The 18,372-nt window shown below is 33.4% G+C and carries 9 protein-coding genes; 1 reads left to right on the top strand and 8 read right to left on the bottom strand.

Going from position 1 to position 18,372, the window contains the following annotated elements; translation table 11 throughout:
- Positions 1–47: 47 nt before the first annotated feature.
- From LNP81_RS22655 to LNP81_RS22620, 8 genes are all read right to left on the bottom strand, one after another.
- Positions 48–1,166, bottom strand: a complete 1,119-nt coding sequence (locus LNP81_RS22655) for a hypothetical protein (RefSeq protein WP_230039551.1) — start codon at positions 1,164–1,166, stop codon at positions 48–50.
- An 8-nt stretch (positions 1,167–1,174) separates the two neighbouring features.
- A complete protein-coding gene (locus LNP81_RS22650) occupies positions 1,175–2,698 on the bottom strand; it encodes a RagB/SusD family nutrient uptake outer membrane protein (RefSeq protein ID WP_230039550.1) in 1,524 nt (507 codons plus the stop codon).
- Between the two features lie 49 nt (positions 2,699–2,747).
- Entirely contained in the window at positions 2,748–5,852 is a 3,105-nt protein-coding gene (locus LNP81_RS22645; RefSeq protein WP_230039549.1) for a SusC/RagA family TonB-linked outer membrane protein, read from the bottom strand.
- Between the two features lie 433 nt (positions 5,853–6,285).
- Positions 6,286–10,440: a two-component regulator propeller domain-containing protein gene (locus LNP81_RS22640; RefSeq protein ID WP_230039548.1), complete on the bottom strand. Its 4,155-nt coding sequence runs from the start codon at positions 10,438–10,440 to the stop codon at positions 6,286–6,288.
- Between the two features lie 1,121 nt (positions 10,441–11,561).
- Positions 11,562–13,853, bottom strand: a complete 2,292-nt coding sequence (bglX, locus tag LNP81_RS22635; RefSeq protein WP_230040938.1) for a beta-glucosidase BglX — start codon at positions 13,851–13,853, stop codon at positions 11,562–11,564.
- Between the two features lie 512 nt (positions 13,854–14,365).
- The gene (locus LNP81_RS22630; RefSeq protein ID WP_230039547.1) at positions 14,366–14,920 is read right to left on the bottom strand and encodes a porin family protein; all 555 of its coding nucleotides are present in this window, start codon (positions 14,918–14,920) and stop codon (positions 14,366–14,368) included.
- A gap of 295 nt (positions 14,921–15,215) precedes the next feature.
- Positions 15,216–15,755 carry a DUF3575 domain-containing protein gene (locus LNP81_RS22625; protein WP_230039546.1) on the bottom strand — a complete coding sequence of 180 codons (540 nt, stop codon included), beginning with the start codon at positions 15,753–15,755 and terminating at the stop codon, positions 15,216–15,218.
- An 87-nt stretch (positions 15,756–15,842) separates the two neighbouring features.
- Positions 15,843–16,982 (bottom strand): helix-turn-helix domain-containing protein, encoded by a 1,140-nt coding sequence (locus LNP81_RS22620; RefSeq protein WP_230039545.1) that lies wholly within the window; start codon positions 16,980–16,982, stop codon positions 15,843–15,845.
- 422 nt (positions 16,983–17,404) lie between these two features.
- Here LNP81_RS22620 and LNP81_RS22615 point away from each other — a divergent pair, with 422 nt between their 5' ends.
- Positions 17,405–18,190 carry a hypothetical protein gene (locus LNP81_RS22615; protein WP_230039544.1) on the top strand — a complete coding sequence of 262 codons (786 nt, stop codon included), beginning with the start codon at positions 17,405–17,407 and terminating at the stop codon, positions 18,188–18,190.
- Positions 18,191–18,372 lie beyond the last annotated feature (182 nt).

The raw sequence follows: 18,372 nt of genomic DNA, 5'->3' as shown, positions 1-18,372 counted from the left end.
GTTATCACAGCCTCTTTTTTCCTGAGAGCTTAAAATGCAATCATTAATTATTTGTATCGAACCTTAATGTTATCGTATTTTATTATGCTGGGATTAGGTGTATCTGATTGAACTATTCCTACTTTGATTTCATTAACTTTAGAAGCGTCCAGCGTAGTGGCAGGTTCTCCAAAGCCATAATTATCTTTAAAATCAGCCAATGTTATGGTTTTGGTAGTCCAGTTAACATCCGTTATTTTAAAATTATAGCCATAGTTTTTATTATCAATAGTATTTAATTGAATGGCAAATTGTGCTCCTATAACATTGGCACTTACATCAATATCTATAAAAGTTTTTGTTGCATCATTATTCGAGGCGCTTAAAAAATTAGCTCCACCGCCTGCACTGCTTCCGTTATAGCCATTGGCATTTGAGCCAGCCCACACAAGTGTTGCATAATTACCTGTTGGCCCATTTGCAGTATTTGCGTTAAAACTATCTTTATCTCCATAAGCATCCCAATTCGTTCTTGTACCATTTCCATCAAAATCAGATACAATAACAATAATTTCCGGTGTAACAGGAGGTAGAAGCTGTATTACTTTTTTTGCTATACCTCCCGGTGTATTAAGTACTAACTCTGAACCAAAAACGGCATCTTCAGGCACACCAATAATAATTGCAGAAGATGATTTTAGAGTATAACTCACTTCTTTTCCTGCCAAGGTTACCGATGAAATATTATAAAACCAAGTTCCCTGAATTTCCAGCGGAAATCCTGGAGTTGCTACAACAGGATCTGTTTTTGTAATGGTAGGAACGGGCTGTAAAATCTCAATGTTTTTAGTTACGGAACCAGTTGCTGTTTCAAATGTAATGGGCTGTACACCAAATCTGCTGCCCAGTTTATCATCAAAAGGAATAGTGAATATAAAAGATTTATCAGAATTGTAGTTTGCATTAAAACTGATATTAATTTTATTATCCAGTGTAATCTTTTTTAATCCCTCTAAACCTTGACCTTCGACTCTGACTTTATTGGATGGAAATGCCTGATTAAGTAAATCTCCTGGTTCTGCAACCATTGCATCTACATTTGAAGTCACTGCATCGTCATTTTGGCAAGCTGTAAAAGAAGCCAGTACAAAAAGAATTAGAATTCTATATTTTATTTTATTGATCATAGTATAAGTTAATTAAAGTTAAAAGGAACCGGAGGCTCTAATAATGATGGATTAGTATCAATAGCAGACTGCGGTAATGGCAGTTCAAAATAATTACTTCCCGGAGTTATTTTTATCGAAACCAATTCGGTTCTCGCATCATCTGAATAAAAACCAACTTCCTGCTGCGAAATAACGGCTGTTGCTTCAGCAAGACCACGACGTTTTAAATCGAAGAAATATTGACCTTCAAGAGCAAACTCAACTCTTCTTTCGTTAAATAAATCATTTCTTGTAAGGATCATTTTTGGAGGTAATCCGGCTCTCGATCTTACTTCATTAAAAGTGCTTAAAGCAGCTGCAGAAGTTGTAGAAGGTGCTCCGGCCAAAATAGCCTCAGAATTCATTAGTAAAACGTCAGAATATCGCAGTATAATGGTATTTTGCGACGTTCTCATAAAAAATACATCGTTTCTTTCTGCAGCAGAACCTACAATGTATTTTCTGAAATTAGCTGCTGTCGAAGAGTATATTTTTTTATAAAGAAAACCACCCTGACTTTTTAGTAATTCCGGATAATAGTCGCCATCTGTCATGATAGTACTCTTTTTTCTGGTATCCTTTGCTTCAAAGCCATCTTGCAATGAGATCGAAGGAAGGTAAACTCCCCATCCGTCACCACCGCCAGTAATTCCTGTACCTCCCGGAACTATATACGCCTGATTGGTATTTTGTGTACCCCATTCAGTAGCAATAGCTTTCCATTGCAGGGCAAACATGCTCTCGTTACTATTATTATTCTCCGGACTGCTAAATAAGTTTCCGTAATCCTGAATTAAAACATATTGGTTTCCAATAATTTTCTGGGTTAAAGCGGCACATTCTGTATATTCATTCAAAGTCAAATGCACTTTTGCAAGAATACCCATGGCAGTAAATTTGGTAACATATCCTTTTTTTACTGATTTTTCAGGTAAATTTTCGACAGCATATTCTAAATCTTGTTTGATGAATTTATAAACATCTGCTACAAGATTTCTTTTTGGCTGTGGAGCAGAACCTGCTTTGCTAATGATAGGAACAGCACCAAAAGTTCTTACCAGATAGAAATAAGCATTGGCTCTCATAAATCGTGATATCGCAATAGCATTTTTATACGATGCTTCAGGCAGTTCACTTTTTCTGTCTTCGACTAAACTCATTAAATTATTCGACTGATCGATAACCGAAAACAACGAAACATATCCTTCTGTAAGAATCGGGTTTTGCGAGGTTACCTGAGCATCTTTAAATTGTGAATAAGCACCATCAAATGTAAAGGCGTTTCCCGCGTACATATCCCCAACTGCAATAAGGAATTTATCATTAAAAGTGAACCAGGGTTTAAAATACAAACTCTCAGCGATTCCGTCAAAAGCTGTGACTCCTTCGGGTAAATCGGCTGGTGTTAATTGATTTTCAGATGGCGCATCCAAAAAATCATCCGAACAGGAAAATAAAGACAGCAATGGTATGAGCATTCCCATCATAAAAAGTTTAAAAAGTTTTTTCATAACTATTTTTTTATGTTAACGATTAAGTCAAATATGTTTTTTATCAATTTTAGAATTCCAGATTCAATCCCATAGAAGTGGTTCTTGGCACAGGATAACGTCCTAAATCAATACCGCTTAAAGTTATGTTTTGATCTAAATTTCCCAGCGCAGGATCGAAACCTGAATATTTTGTAAACGTGTACAGGTTCTGAACATTCACATACAATCTTACTTTAGATATAAAAGAATTTTCGAATATTTTGTTTGGTAAATCGTAGCTTAAAGAAACGTTCTGAATTCTTAGATAAGAACCATCTTCAACAAATCTGTTCGAGATTCTGCCATTACCATTTGGGTCATTAAGGGTAATTCTTGGTACGGTTGTGTTTTCGTTTACTCCGGCTTCAAAAGCATTTGATACTTCGGTACTCACATTTCCAAATCGATCTCCAAATCCAGGATAAATACCATCAGTATAATGACGTGTAAAGTTGTAAATCTGGTTGCCCTGACTTCCTGTTAATACCACAGATAAAGTAAGGTTTTTGTATTTAAAGTTATTGGTAAAGGCATATGTAAAATCAGGAATTGCATCTCCTATGGCAGTCTGATCTTTAGCATCAATTTTGCCATCGTTGTTAAGATCTTTAAAACGAATATCTCCAATTCCCGTTCCTGTTTCCTGAGTAGGTCCTGCTGCTAATTCAGCTGCGTTTTTAAATAATCCGTCAGTCACATATCCGTAAAATTGTCCTACCGGCTGTCCTTCTGTCGTTCTGGTAACGTTGTATAAATCAAATTGAACTTTCCCCAGTAAAGATTTTCCTTCGCCTTGAAATCTGGTAAGTTCATTATTATATTTTGAAAAAATAATGGTACTGTCCCACGTAAAATTTTCGGTTACGATATTTCTTGTGTTCAAGGTAAGTTCGATTCCTTTAGTGACAATTTCCCCTGTATTCAGATAATAATTCAAAGCACTTTGATTTGATTCATCATTGATTTGTTTCGTAAGGAAATCAGATGAATTTTTGATATAATAATCAAAATCTAATTTTACTCGGTTATTCACCATTGCAATTTCAAAACCAGCATTGAAAGATTTTAGTGATTCCCATTTTATATCCGGATTTCCTAAGTTATCTATAGTTGGAGATACGCCTCCAAAAGGAGATGAAAGCAACGACAGAATAGTTTGATATCTATTTGCCGGAATATTTTGATTTCCTACAAGACCGTAACCTGCTCTAAATTTCAGGTAATTGATGTTCTTTGTTAAAGGCTCAAAGAATCTTTCGTTACTAACTGTCCAACCTCCTGAAAATGATGGAAAATAACCCCATTTATTATTGGGTCCAAAGTTGGATGAAGCATCTGCTCTTAAAGAAGCTGAGAAAGAATATCGATCAGAAAAACTATAATTTAATCTTGTAATATAAGATGCCATAGACCATCTGCCAGAACCGTTTCCGTTAAGGGCAGTATCAATATCGCCAATATTTAAGTTCGTAAAATCTTTGCTCAAAAACTCACCCGTTCTGTAACCGCTGAGGTATTCATATCGGCTTTCCTGTGCTTCCTGACCTAATAAAAAAGTAAAATTATGTTTCTCGTTTATCGTTTTATTATACGTAAGATAGTTTTTAATGTTCCAGTAATAACTTTGATCTTGTTGTTTGAATGATTTGTTTAAAAGTTCAGAAACGTTTCCTAAAGTGTATTTAGGTACAAAAGTGCTGCTTTTTGCAAAATTCAGATCGTATCCTAATTCTGATCTGAAAACCAATCCTTTGATAATCGTAAAATCAGCAAATAAATTACCATTAATTTTAAATCTTTCTGTAGTCGAGTTATTGTATTCAGCCAAAGCAATTGGATTTGTAGCTTCATTTGCCGAAGATCCCAAACCGCTTGTTGGTCCTGCATAAGAACCATCCGGAGTTCTAACCGGTAATTCAGGAGATTGTCTTAAAGCATTCATTACTAAACCACCTCTGTCGTCATTTCTGACTACTTGCTGCGATGATTTACTTACAGACAGGTTGTTACCAATTTTTAGCCATGATTTAACATTAGAATCAACATTTAATCGCATAGATAATCTGTTGAAATTGGAGTTGGAAACAATTCCTTCCTGATCAAAATAATTTAAAGAAGTATAGTAACGTGTTCCGTCTTTTTCGCCAGAGAACGACAATTGATGGTTGTACAATGTAGCAGTTCTAAAAAGTTCATCCTGCCAGTTTGTTCCGTTGCCTAATAAATCCGGTTTTTGATATTGAAAAGGAACAGGCTCACCATTTAGTTTGAAAATTTTTGCCTGATATTTAGCATATTCAGGTAAGTTTAAAACATCAACAGTATTAGTTATCTGCTGAGAGGCCAAATAGGTTTCATAAGTAAATTTTGATTTTCCCTTTTTTCCTTTTTTAGTGGTAATCAAAACAACACCGTTTGCACCATTCGCACCATATATGGCTGTTGCCGATGCATCTTTTAAGATATCAATCGTTTCGATATCCGAAATGTTGATACCCGATAAAGCCGAGTTTTTAGTTTGACCGTTTCCTCCCCCCAATGCGCTGAACGAAAATGTGTCATTGTTTTTATCCGCAAAAACCGGTGTTCCGTCAATAACATATAATGGCTCATTACCATTGATAGAAGTAATTCCTCGAATTTGAACAGAAATTCCTCCTCCGGGAGTTCCTGAATTTTGAGTAACATTTACACCCGCAGCTTTACCTACAAGTGCCTGATCGATAGAAGTAAAGGGTTTGTCCTGAATTTCAGAAGCCTTAATAGAGGAAACGGCACCATTTATATCTTTTCTTTTTGAAGTTCCGTATCCAATAACCACGACTTCATTTAATTTTTCGAGGTCGTTTACCATAACCACCTGCATCACAGATTTAGTATCTGCCGGCAATGATAAATTTTTATATCCTACATAACTAAAAAGCAACAGCGCTTTTGGTTCTACATTATTTAAAACAAAACTACCGTCAAAATCGGTAACTGTTGCGTTTTTTGTTCCTTGTACTATTATACTAACACCCGGTAGGCTGGTTCCGCCTGATGTTACTTTACCTTTAACAGTTTGAGCAAAGAAAAAATTTCCCCACATGCATACTATTAAACATAATAGTTTTTTTGACGTTCTTTTCTGCATAAAATTTGGTTTAGAGTTTAAGTTAAATAATTAGTTGGAAAACATTTAATCGAAAGGTCTTTTGCAAGCGCATCATTTAGAAAAATGACGACAGAATTTTTTCTTAAATATTTCTTAACGAAAGTAGAATCTAGAGGTGTGCTATTGTAGAATAGATGAAGCATATTGTGCAACAGATGATGCAAAAAAAACATCTGACACCCTATTATGGCTCAAAAAGAGCCTAAAACCATAAAATAGCTACTATGATATTGCTAAAATTTTTGGTTAAAAAATATTGTTTGTTTAAAAAAAGAGATAATATTTTTGATATATGGATTTTTATTTGGTTTTAAATCCATTCTTTTTTGAGAAAATTGCCTGACAAAAAAAAGAGCTTCGACTATACAATCGAAGCTCTTTTTAATGGCATTTTTATATTAGAACAATTGCCTTATTCTTTTGGTCTTTTTTCCTGTGTAGGCAAATGCCCGTATTTGATTTTATAACATTTTGCAAAATAGGAGGGAGAAGTAAAACCTACTTTATAGCTAATTTCATTAATGTTATTATTTCCTTTTTCGATGAGTTGTTTGGCTTTTTCTAATCGTACATTTCTAATAAACTCATTGACAGAAACTCCTGTTAATGTTTTTATTTTTCGATACAACTGACTTCTGCTCAAATAGATTTTAGAAGATAAAAGTTCGACAGTCAATTCAGGTTCACTGATGTTTTCATTAATAAAATGCAGGATTTTTTGAATGAATTCATTATCCAGCGAAGTTGTTTTTTCTTTACCGTCTTTGGTGATTCCACTGTAAAATTTCTTGAACATGATTTGTCTGCTCGTAATAAGCTGTGCCAGACTTGATTTTAAAATGTCTAACTCAAATGGTTTGCTCAAATACATATCAGCGCCGGAATCGATTCCTTCCAGTCGGTCTTTTACCATTGCTTTTGCAGAGAGCATTAACAACGGAATATGACTCGTTTTTAAATCTCCTTTTATGTTTTTACACAATTGCAATCCATCCATAACCGGCATAATAACATCTGTGATAATCAAATCCGGCAATTTCTGAACCGCAATTTCATAGCCTTTCTGACCATTTTCGGCCACAATAACCTTGTATAATTTGCTTAGTTCGTGTTTGAGATAATTTCTTAATTCAGGATTGTCTTCCACAATCAAAACAGTGTATGGTTTTGCAGTTTCGACAATATCATTTTCGATGGCTTGATTCGTAGCTTCATCGTCCTCAGATTGATGATTCACGGGTTCAGAAAGGAATAGATTTTTATTTTTTTCTATTTTAAATACTTCGTTAACTATTTCGCTTTTCTTATAAAAAGATTTACCTAAAGGAAAAGTTACCGTAAATTTTGTGCCTTGTCCAACTTCACTTTCAACATCAATTTTACCTTTATGTAATTCGATAAATTCTTTTACAACCTCAAGACCAATTCCGGTGCTGCCGTAGTAATCTTTATTTACATTATTGACCTGATAGAATCGGTCAAAGATTCGGTTGAGGTCTTTTTTGCGAATTCCTGAGCCGGTATCTGTAATGGTTATCGAAAAAGAAGGAGCAGAAATGCCCTTAATTAACAACGCATTATCAGCATCTGATTTATTTATCGAGACGGTAATAGCACCATTATCCGGAGTAAATTTAAATGCATTTGAAATAATATTAAACAGTATTTTTTCCAGCATTTTAGGATCGAGCCAGTCTTCAAGCTCATCAAATGCAGATTCAAAATTAATGGTGATATTTCGTGCAGCGGCTTCCTCATCAAAATAACCAATGATTCCTTGCGTAAATGCTACGACTTCGATTTTTTTGGCCTGAAGGAAAATTTTATTAAACTCTAATTTATTAAAATCCATAAGCTCGTTGATCAGTCTCGAAAGCCTGTCGGAACTTTTGTGTACAATTTTTAATTTATTATGGATTTCCGGAGATAGATTTTTACTTTTTAAAATATCTTCCAGAGGATTAATAATGAGCGTTAACGGAGTCCTGAATTCGTGCGAAATATTAGTAAAAAACTGTAGTTTTTTATTGTTTAATTTCTCTGACTGAATGTGTTTTTCTTTTTCTAATAATATGGCTTGTCCGGCTTTAAACCTGTTTTGATACATTTTATTGAAATATATAATCAGGAAAACCAAAACAGAGGTGTATAGTAAATAAGCCCAAATGGTTTTCCACCACGGAGGCAGGATTTTTATTTTTAATTCTAATTGAACATTGCTCCAGGATCCGTCGGCATTGGCAGATTTTACTTTAAAAACATAATTACCCGGCGCCAGATTGGTATAAGTTGCTGTTCTGTTATTTCCAACATAATTCCACTCTTTTTCAAAACCTTGCAGGTAGTAGGCATATTGGTTTTTCTTAGAATAATTATAGTTGATTCCTATATATTCGATTGTAAAAACAGATTGGGTATAATTAAGGGTAATTTCTTTAGTTTGAGATATGACCTTAGTTAGCGGCGAGGCATCTTCATTGGGTTTTACAGATCGATTGAATAATTTGAAATCACTAAAATACAAACGTGGTGCTTTCTCAGTTTTTTTGATCTCGTTAGGATTAAAATAATTTACGCCCTCGTAACTGCCAAAATACAATTCTCCGTTTCCATCTTTAAAGACCGCATTATTATTGAAATCGTTATCAATAAGACCATCATCTTTAGTAAAATTGGTACTTTTTTTATTTTTAAGATCAAGTTTTGTTAATCCTGATCCGCCACTTATCCATAGAGAACCGTTGTTATCGGCAATTATAGCGCGAACAGATTTTTCTTTAAAACCAGGAAAGTTATTATAGTTCGAAAATTTCTTCTCTTTTTTATTATAGTTGAATAATCCTTCACCATCTGTTCCTATCCATATCGTTTTATCATTAGATTCATAGATAGATAAAATAGTCTGAATACTGTTGTACTTGGTTTTATCCTTGAACATGGCATCGCGCATTTTTGTAACCTTAAAACCAGAGTTTTCCTTTAAACTTACCTGATATAATCCTAAAATTGTACCTACCCATAAAACATTATCAGAGTCTACAAAAACTTTACGAATAAAAGCGTTGTCTAAAGCGTTGTCTGTAAATGGTTTCGAGTCACAATGAACAAAAGTGTTGTTTTTATTATCAAAATAATGCAATCCTTTTATAAAAGTTCCAATCCAGATTCGGCCTTTTGAATCTTCCGAAAAACTAAAAATTCTATTCGATTTTAATCCCGTTGTATTTGCTGTATTGTAGTTTACGAATCGGGTAGTGCCATTTTTCAAAAAATAGATGCCGCGATCCCAGCTTCCTATCCATATATTTTGTTTGCTGTCTATAAAAATGGTCTGAATATCAACAGCATCTAAACCGGAATAATAACTTTGATTGTTTTTGTTGACATGAATATAGCTTTTATTGGTAAGATTATAAATATCAAGTCCTCCGCCTTCGTTGCTTATTAAGAGATTGCCTTTTTTATCTTTTATAACCGATGTTACGTAGCTGTTTTGTAATGAGTTATCGTTGTTTACCAATGATTCAAGCGAATTGAACTTGTTATTGGGTTTATCAAATACGCCTAGCCCTTTATTAAAATATCCTAACCAGAGTCGTTTTTCTTTATCCTCGAATAATGACCAAACCGAATTCGATTTTAAACTAAAGTCATTGTATTTACTATGTAAGTATTTCTGCAATACCTGTCCTTTATAATTTACAACCAATAATCCGTCATTTTCGGTGCCGCAAATGATGTAATCCTGACTGCTTTCTATAATCGATAAGATTTTGTTTTGGGTAATATCATAATTCTCAAATTGATAATTATCTGTTTCCGGTTTAATTTTTATCAGACCGCTTTCAGTCGTTCCCAGCCAGATATACCCATATTTATCTATAACAAGATTTTCGATATCGTCTACTAATGGTTCTCTCTTAAATTTGTCTTTATAAACCTGCTTGAGTTTTCCGTTTAAATCGAGTTCTAAAAGTCCGTAACTCGTTCCCAGATAAATAATTCCGTGTTTGTTTTTTACCGAAGATTTTATTAGAAAATTATATTTGTCCAACACTTTTGACGGTATCAGAGTAGTTTTTAAAGTTTTTTTATTGAGTTTGAATAATCCAAAACCATAAGTCCCCAGGATTAAGTTGCCGTTATTGTCCTCGATAATTGTTTTTACGGTAATAGGCTCGTCATAACCAATTCTAATAACGTCTTCAATATTGATTTTGGTAAAATTATCTAAATCCCTGTTGTACAAACACAAACCATCATCAGTCCCAACCCATAAATTATTATCAGAATCGATAAAAGTTGCAAAAATAAAATTGCTTTTTAATGAGCCTGGCTTTTTATTGTATTCATATCCAAAATAATTGACCCCGTCATATCGATACAAACCCGTGCCGTTTGTGCCTATCCAAATAAATCCATTTTTATCCTGAATAATTGAGGTTATGGCTCTTTTTGAAGTAGTTTCCAGTATGCTCCTAAATTGGTAGTTGTCAAATTTATCCTGAGCAAACAGGCAATTTAGACCTATAAAAAAGCATACAAGAATATATTTAATATTTTTCATTTAATAGTATTATTGATCAATTTACTGTAAAAATTAAATTCGAAATAAACCTCTGTTTATGTATCAACACTAAATGTTGTGGAGAAACATTAAAAATTTTATATTCCTTAATTATTTTTTAACGCAGAGAACGCAATCCCGATAGCTATCGGGATTCGCAAAGTTCACTAAGATTTAAGTAGTGTTTACACAATCAAAGTCCACAATGCTTTGTGTCCCGATGCTTCGGAATGTGTTTTTTCTAAACTTAGTATATTTAAAAACTTTGCGTTCTCCGTGGTATTTTTTTTATCTCCACAAGTTTTTAGGATTGATCCTGTTTTACGTATATATAAACAATATTAATAAAACTAAACATGAAATAAAGTTTTTAGGTATAAATTTTATCATATTGCCAAAAACCTGAGCTCGATTATTAAGTAATCGTACTCAGGTTATTAGGTTGTTGACTTAAGAATAAATCCCGGTGCTTCGGCCAATGTCATTAAGTTAAGTTTTTATAAACTAAAATTTAATCTCGCAAAACCGCAAAGCTTAAACACAATATTGTCATTTCGACGAAGGAGAAATCCTCGCGAGAAGCTCGACAAAGATTGGATTTTCGTTGCGGAGTCACTTACGAGGATTTCTCCTTCGTCGAAATGACAAAATCTTTACGATTTTTGCGTCTTTGCTAGATTTATTCACTGTAGCATTATATACTCTCCCTTAATTAATGACATTGCGCTTCGGATAATGTCATTAAGTTAAGTTTTCAAAAAATAAAATTATTGCAAATCAAATCCGTTTTTATCCGCGTTTTTACGAAGTAAATCTGTTTTATCAGCGTCAAAATCAGACGCTGATTTTACGGATTCGCTAAAGCGAAAACGCTAATGAAAACGGATTTTTCTAATTACTTTCCTGATTAAACTGTTAAGTGATTTAAAAGAATTTGTTTCACGCAGATTTGGCAGATCTACGCAGATTTAATTTTAATAATAATCTGCTTAAATCTTTTTAAATCTGCGTTAAAAATCTCAATACTTTAGGAATATGTGAAAGAAACTTGTTTCTCTTTTCGACAACTTTTCTCTATATAACCTATGTTTCTATGTGTTTAATTTTTTTTTAGAAAGACTTTATTTTAACTCAAATTTACTAGTAAGTCCTTCATTAGAATTCCATCCAACCATTATATTAAACAAGCCAGGCTCTGTTAGAAATTTGCCTTCATTGTCATAAAAACCAAGTTCCTTTTCTGTCAATGTAAACTGAATTGTTTTAGTTTCTCCCTTTTTTAATGTAACAAGTTCAAAACCTTTTAATTCTTTTACGGGTCTTACGATACTGGCAACAGCGTCATTTATATACAACTGAACCACTTCTTTACCATCATAATTTCCAGAGTTGGTAACGTCAACGCTTACTTGTATTTTTTCTCCTTTTGCAAAAGTCGTTTTGTTGATTTTAAGGTTTTTATAATCAAACTTCGTATAACTCAATCCAAAACCAAACGGAAACTGAGGTGTTTTTTCCACATCCATATAATGCGACCAAAACACATTTTTATCGCTATCGATTGGTCTTCCTGTGCTGTATTTGTTGTAATAAATAGGCACTTGCCCAACGTTTCTCGGGAAAGATATTGGCAATTTTCCACTTGGGTTGTAATCGCCGTATAAAACCTGAGCCACGGCATTTCCGGTTTGAGTTCCTAGTTGCCAGGCTTCTACAATTGTCGGGATATTTTCTGCAGCCCACGGAATACTCAACGGACGACCGTTATTTAAAACCAAAACAATATTAGGGTTTACTTTGTAAATTTCCTCTAATAATTCTTGTTGTAATCCTGGTAAATTCAAGTCGGTTCTGCTTCTGGCTTCTCCACTTTGAAAACCGTACTCGCCTAAAACCATCACAACAACGTCAGCATTTTTTGCCGCTTTTTTTGCCGCTTCAAAGCCACTTTTATCTGTTGTATTGAAAACTGTTTCTGTCAGGAAAGTAGCTTTCTGCGAAAGCAAATCTGCACCTTTTTCAAAAGTCAATTGATTGTCTTTGTATTGCTGCATTCCTTCAAGAACCGAAACAGCAGTATTATCATCGGCAGCAATTCTCCAGCTTCCTAGCGGACTGTTTTTATCGTTTGCCAAAGCGCCAATCAAAGCGATTTTTTGTCCGGATTTTTTTAGCGGAAGCAAATTTTTATCATTCTTCAACAATACGATTGATTTTTTTGCCATGTCCAGAACACCATCGTTATTGGCTTTGCTTCCCACAACTTCTTTTTCACGCTTTTCGTCGCAATATCTGTATGGATCATCAAACAAACCCAATTCAAATTTCACACGAAGAATTCTGCGAACAGCATCATCAACCAAGGCTTCTTTTACTTTTCCTTCTTTTACTAAACCAACCAATTTTGCGACATACAAATACGATTCCATATCCATGTCTGAACCTGCAATGACTGCTTTTGCAGTTGCATCAGCTTCATCTTTTGCATAACCGTGTGCAATCATTTCGCGAACCGAAGCATAATCCGAAACCACAAAACCATCAAACTTCCATTTTCCTTTTAGGATATCTCTTTGTAAAAAAACATTTCCAGTTGCCGGAACTCCGTTTAAGGTATTAAATGAATTCATAAACGTACGAACTCCCGCCTGAACAGTCGCTTCAAAAGGAGGAAAAACCGAATTGTATAATTTAGAAGTACTAATATCTACGCTATTATATTCTAATCCTGCTTCGACAAAACCGTATGCTGCAAAGTGTTTGGCGCAAGCTGCGATCGTATTTACTTTAGCCAAATCTGCAACAGTTTCGCCCTGAAAACCTTTTATTCTTGCGTAACCTATTTTACTTCCCAGATAAGGATCTTCACCGGCACCTTCCATCACGCGTCCCCAACGTGCATCATTTGTAATATCGACATTGGGTGCAAAAGTCCAGTTAATACCAGATGCCGAAGCCTCATCTGCCGCAATCGCCGCCGATTTTTTAATGGCTTCCAAATCCCAGCTTGCCGCTTCTGCCAACGGAATCGGGCTTAACGTTTTATAACCGTGAATCACATCAAAACCAATAATTAGCGGAATTCCCAAACGGGTTTCTTCAACAGCAATTTTCTGTACGGCACGAACTTCTTTTACGCCACGAACCGTAAGCATTGATCCTACAAGGCCTTTTCGCAAGTGTTCGTATTTTAATTCAGCACTTCCGCCTTTAGGAGCAGGACCTGTCACATCCCAAAAACCATTGTATTGATTCATTTGTCCGACTTTTTCTTCTAAAGTCATTTCTTTCATCAAAAGTGTTATTCTCTCTTCAACAGGTTTTTTTGTATCCATATATTTTTTTGTCTGAGCATATCCGTTTGTAAAAACGATCAGCAGTAAAAAGGAATATTTTTTAATTTGTTTTTTCATCATGTGGTTTTAGTTTTTATTATAGAGGTTTAGAAATTAGTTAGAAATTATGCATTATCTTTTTTGCATGATGCATTCTGAATGCTAAGCTTTAAAAGTCTATGACTCGTAAAACTATAGAATTCGGGATTGTAAATGTAGTTTTACCGTGATAATAAGAGTACTAAATTTGAAGCATTATATAAAACAAATGATGTATTTATAGCGCATGAATATCAGTAAAACAAAGAGATTACTCTTGAAAGGGATTTGGTATTAAAAGAAAAAAAACGAAGATGCAGAAGTAAATACCCAACAGCAGTTTAATAAAATTAGTTGGAGTTTTTAAAATTTATTTTTCAGTCTGAGTTCTTTTATTATGTGAGCTTGAGTTTATATTACTGAGAAATCGCTTTTTATCTTGTTTATTGAAAGAGTTGAAGCCCTGGATTTTTATCTTAAATAGTAGATAATAAAAAAGCTCCAGATTTCTCTGAAGCTTTTTTATTATTCCTAACAGAACAACTTAAATTTTAGAAGAAGAAATAACCAACAGATACTTGAAATACTCCGTTTTTGTTTTTACTGGAAAATCCTTCTAAATCATTAATATCGGTTAATCCAAGATTGTATCTTGCACCAAAATTAAGTCCGTTGTCAAGTTTATAGCCTAAGCCAAAATTAACACCAAAGTCAAAAGTTTTAAACGAGTCTTTTACATTTGTTTTTTCATTTTTAGCAGAAAGTAAAAAACCTATTTGCGGTCCGGCTTCAACACTCAATCCTTTTGTTAAATAATATTTTCCCATTAAAGGAATGTTCAGATAATTTAAGGCAACAGTATTATCATCGAAACTATATCCCTGGCCGGAGTACATTATTTCAGGTTGAAAAGAAAATTTCTCAGAGAGTGGAATTTCTGATACAACACCAAAATTAAACGCGGTTACAACATCAATACCTTTAGTATTATCTCCGCTGATATTGGCAAAGTTTAGACCTCCTTTGACACCAAATTTAATCTCTTGTGCAGTAGCACTTGCAAATCCTAAAACTGTAGCAACAGCTAGTAATAAAAAGTTTTTCATAAAAATTGTTTTGAATTATTTGATGCAAAATTGACTTAAGAAAAATCATGAAAGGTGTCAAAAGCTTAAAAATCTATAAATTGATACCTATTTTGGGGGTATTTTAACATTATTTGTTATTATGAACAGTTACTTTTTTTGAGCTTTACAAAAAGTCGTTTTGAAGTAACCCCAGAATTCTAATCTCACAGATGGCAGGACTTTCCTGCTCTTGACTGCAACGTCGTTTTAGTGATATTCCGCAATAAAAAAAGCCCCAGATTTCTCCGAAGCTTTGTATTAGTAGTGGGAAATACTAGAATCGATATCCTGCACTCAGTCCAAATTTTGCAACAATAGTATGGTCCGTTTTATTTGCATTGAGTAATATACCGCCATAACCAATATTTGCTTCAAAAAGAAAACCGCTTTTACTGACCCATTTCCAGCCTCCGCCGGCACCGAGAGCAAAATTAATAACGTCAGGATTTTCGGTATATATTGAATGATCTTCTGAAGCGTATATTTTTTTGCCATCTGTTGAAGCCAGCATTCCAAATCCTTCAACAAACCAGCCTGATGCGTATTTTTTACCAAAATATCTTCTGTAATACGGAGATATTGAATAATTTAAATCCTTTTCATTCTTTGTATTGTCAAACACATAATAAAAAGAAAGTCCTAATGACGAATTATGATTTAAATGTCTTTCGTAACCAACTTGAAAAGATTGAAATAAAGGAGCAAGTGCGTTTAATTTAATTTCATTATTTTTCTGATAAGGATCGGTTTCATTTTGAGCATTCACAGAATAAAAGGCTAACAAAATAATAAGTAATAGATAGTTTTTTTTCATAAAATTGTTTTGAATTATTTGAATCCAAAATTCGTTTAAGAAAAAGTATAAAAGGTCTCAAAAGCTTAAAACTTTATAATTTGGTACCTATTTACTGGTATTTTTATATTCATTTGGTGTTTGGCCCGTAACTTTTTTAAAGGCTTTATAAAAAGTTGTTTTTGAAGTAAACCCGGATTCTAATCCAATGGTCAACAAATTGTAGTTTTCATACTCAGAATTCGAGATCATTTCCTTCACAGCTTCAACTCTGTATTGATTGATGTAATTAGCAAAGTTATCTCCGGTGATCGTGTTTACAATTTGCGAAACATATCCCGCACTTATGCCCAGTTTTTCGGCAACTTTTTCTCTGTTTAATGTACTGTCTGTATAAATGTGCTGCTCTTTGCAAAGAAGTTCCAGTTTTTGAAAATAGAGATTATCTGCTGTAATAGGTTCCCTATATTCTTGTGTCGTACTATTGTCCACAATTTGCAGATTATTGCTATACGAAATAGCAAAATCATTATTTAGAAAATTGTAAACGGCCTCTTTGTTTTTGGCCAGTTTGTATTTGTAAATACCTACATAAGCAGTCCAATGAATTACGAATGTTGCAGATAAAGCAAGAACATTCATAGTAGGAGAAATATCATATTGAAGAAATAAGCCGAGCAGAGCGGTAATAAGCCAGACTAGTAATAATGAGGAAACAATCGTTAATAAAGTACTGATCCATTTTTTATCTTCTGAATTTTTTAAATGTCTTATCATAAAATAAGAGTAAATGGGCAGAAACGGGATGAATGTAACGGCTAAAACAAGATGAACCAGGCCAAGTATTGGGATGAGATTAATACCAGACTTTGGAATAGTATAAATTCCTGCAAGACGATCAAGATCGTATGAAATATTAAGGATAGCGGAATAAGCAAATGGAATAAAACACAAATAATGTTTTTGTTTGATTTTTACTGCATCATCAATCCGGTTTATAATAAACAGAAATAGGAAAGCAGGAATTAAAAATACCCACTCTATGTGGTCAATAAATCGCAGAATAGGATAGGGAGTAAAGGCGTTTTCAATCTCAAAAACATGATTTAGTAAAATGATAGAAAATGTAAATAGTAAGTATGCCAGATATTTATTGGATTTACTATTGAATAACGAAGACTTAAAAAAAATTAAGCCTAAGATTATTCCCTGAAAAATTGCAATATTTAAAAGTGTAGTATAAATCAATTTTATAATATAAAAGTTGTTTTTAAGATTTGTTTTGGGATATCATGGTAACGAGTCATTTTTTTCAACATAACTTATTTCATACGAATTGATAAAACGAATTTATAGTAATACTGATGACTTTTTTTAGGGATTAAGAAATGATTAACTAAAATGATTTTCTTCGCGAAGAGAATAAATCAAATGGGTTTTAATTATTTACATGATAATTTAGTGTAGAATTTATAGCTGATGAAGATTTATTTTTAATAGTCTAATAAATTGTTTTACAGATGATTTCTATCGAATGAAGAGTTTTTGAACGACGAGTTACAGCCAAAAAACAACGATATATCGTTGGTCTTAAAAAATAGAACTTCCTACTATTTTACTCCAATTTATCAATAACTTTGAATTAACATTTTAATCCTTAGAATTAATAGATGAAACGATCTGCCTGCACAGAATACTTTATCATTATCCTGTTAATAATTGGAAATTCGTTTGATACATATGCCCGGACCCAATTATTTACGGAGGCAGATGTGATAAAAACTGAAAAATCCTTAACAGGATTGCAGGGCATTGAAAAAATAAAGGCTTTATTGAAAATAAGTGATTGGTATGAAGCTTCTTATAATAATCCTAAAACATTAGAAAAAGCGTTCGAATATGCCGAAGAAGCCCTTCAGTTAAGCCAGAGCATTCATTCTGATATTTATTCCGGTAAATGTTATCTACAGCTAGCTATGGTGCAAGAGTTGCGAAATAACAATTCAATGATAGAATTCAACGCCAAAAAAGCAATAGAAACATTAACCAAAACAAATCAAACAAATGATTTGGCAGAATCATGGGTAATGCTCTGGTCGGCTAAAATGCGTACCAATGCACCAATACAAGATTGTTTAGTTCCAATTTTTAAAGCCGCCTCTCTATTTGAAAAATGCAGCAATCATAAAAGAAGCGGTGACTGCTATAAAGAAATCAGCGAATTGTATTTTTCAATTTCAGATTTTCACAACTCTTTAAACTCACTAAAAAAAGCCATATTTTTTTATAAAGCTGCCAATCTTAAAGAAAACGATATTTATCCTATTTCCTCCAGACTGAATATTATTTATGAAACAGAAAAGAAAAGCATGGATATTATCAAACTTAAAAATAAAACCTTGTTGCAGCAAAGCAAATTTAATATTAAACAGGATGAGGTCAAAATCTTCTCCTAATAATGTAAAGTTGTTCTTTTTTCATAATTTTTTATAGATACGATATTTTTTTATTCAAAAATTTGATAAATAAATTTAAAAACTGGTTGGTATTGCTTTGTATAAATAAGTGTTGTGGTTACATTTGTTAAATGGTTATAAAATCATGCTCAGGAAAAAGAGCTACGATATTTTAAATTAAC

It is taken from the genome of Flavobacterium piscisymbiosum, assembly GCF_020905295.1.
GTDB lineage: Bacteria > Bacteroidota > Bacteroidia > Flavobacteriales > Flavobacteriaceae > Flavobacterium > Flavobacterium piscisymbiosum.
Note: the sequence above shows the minus strand (reverse complement) of the source record. Positions and strands in the feature narration are given on the sequence as shown.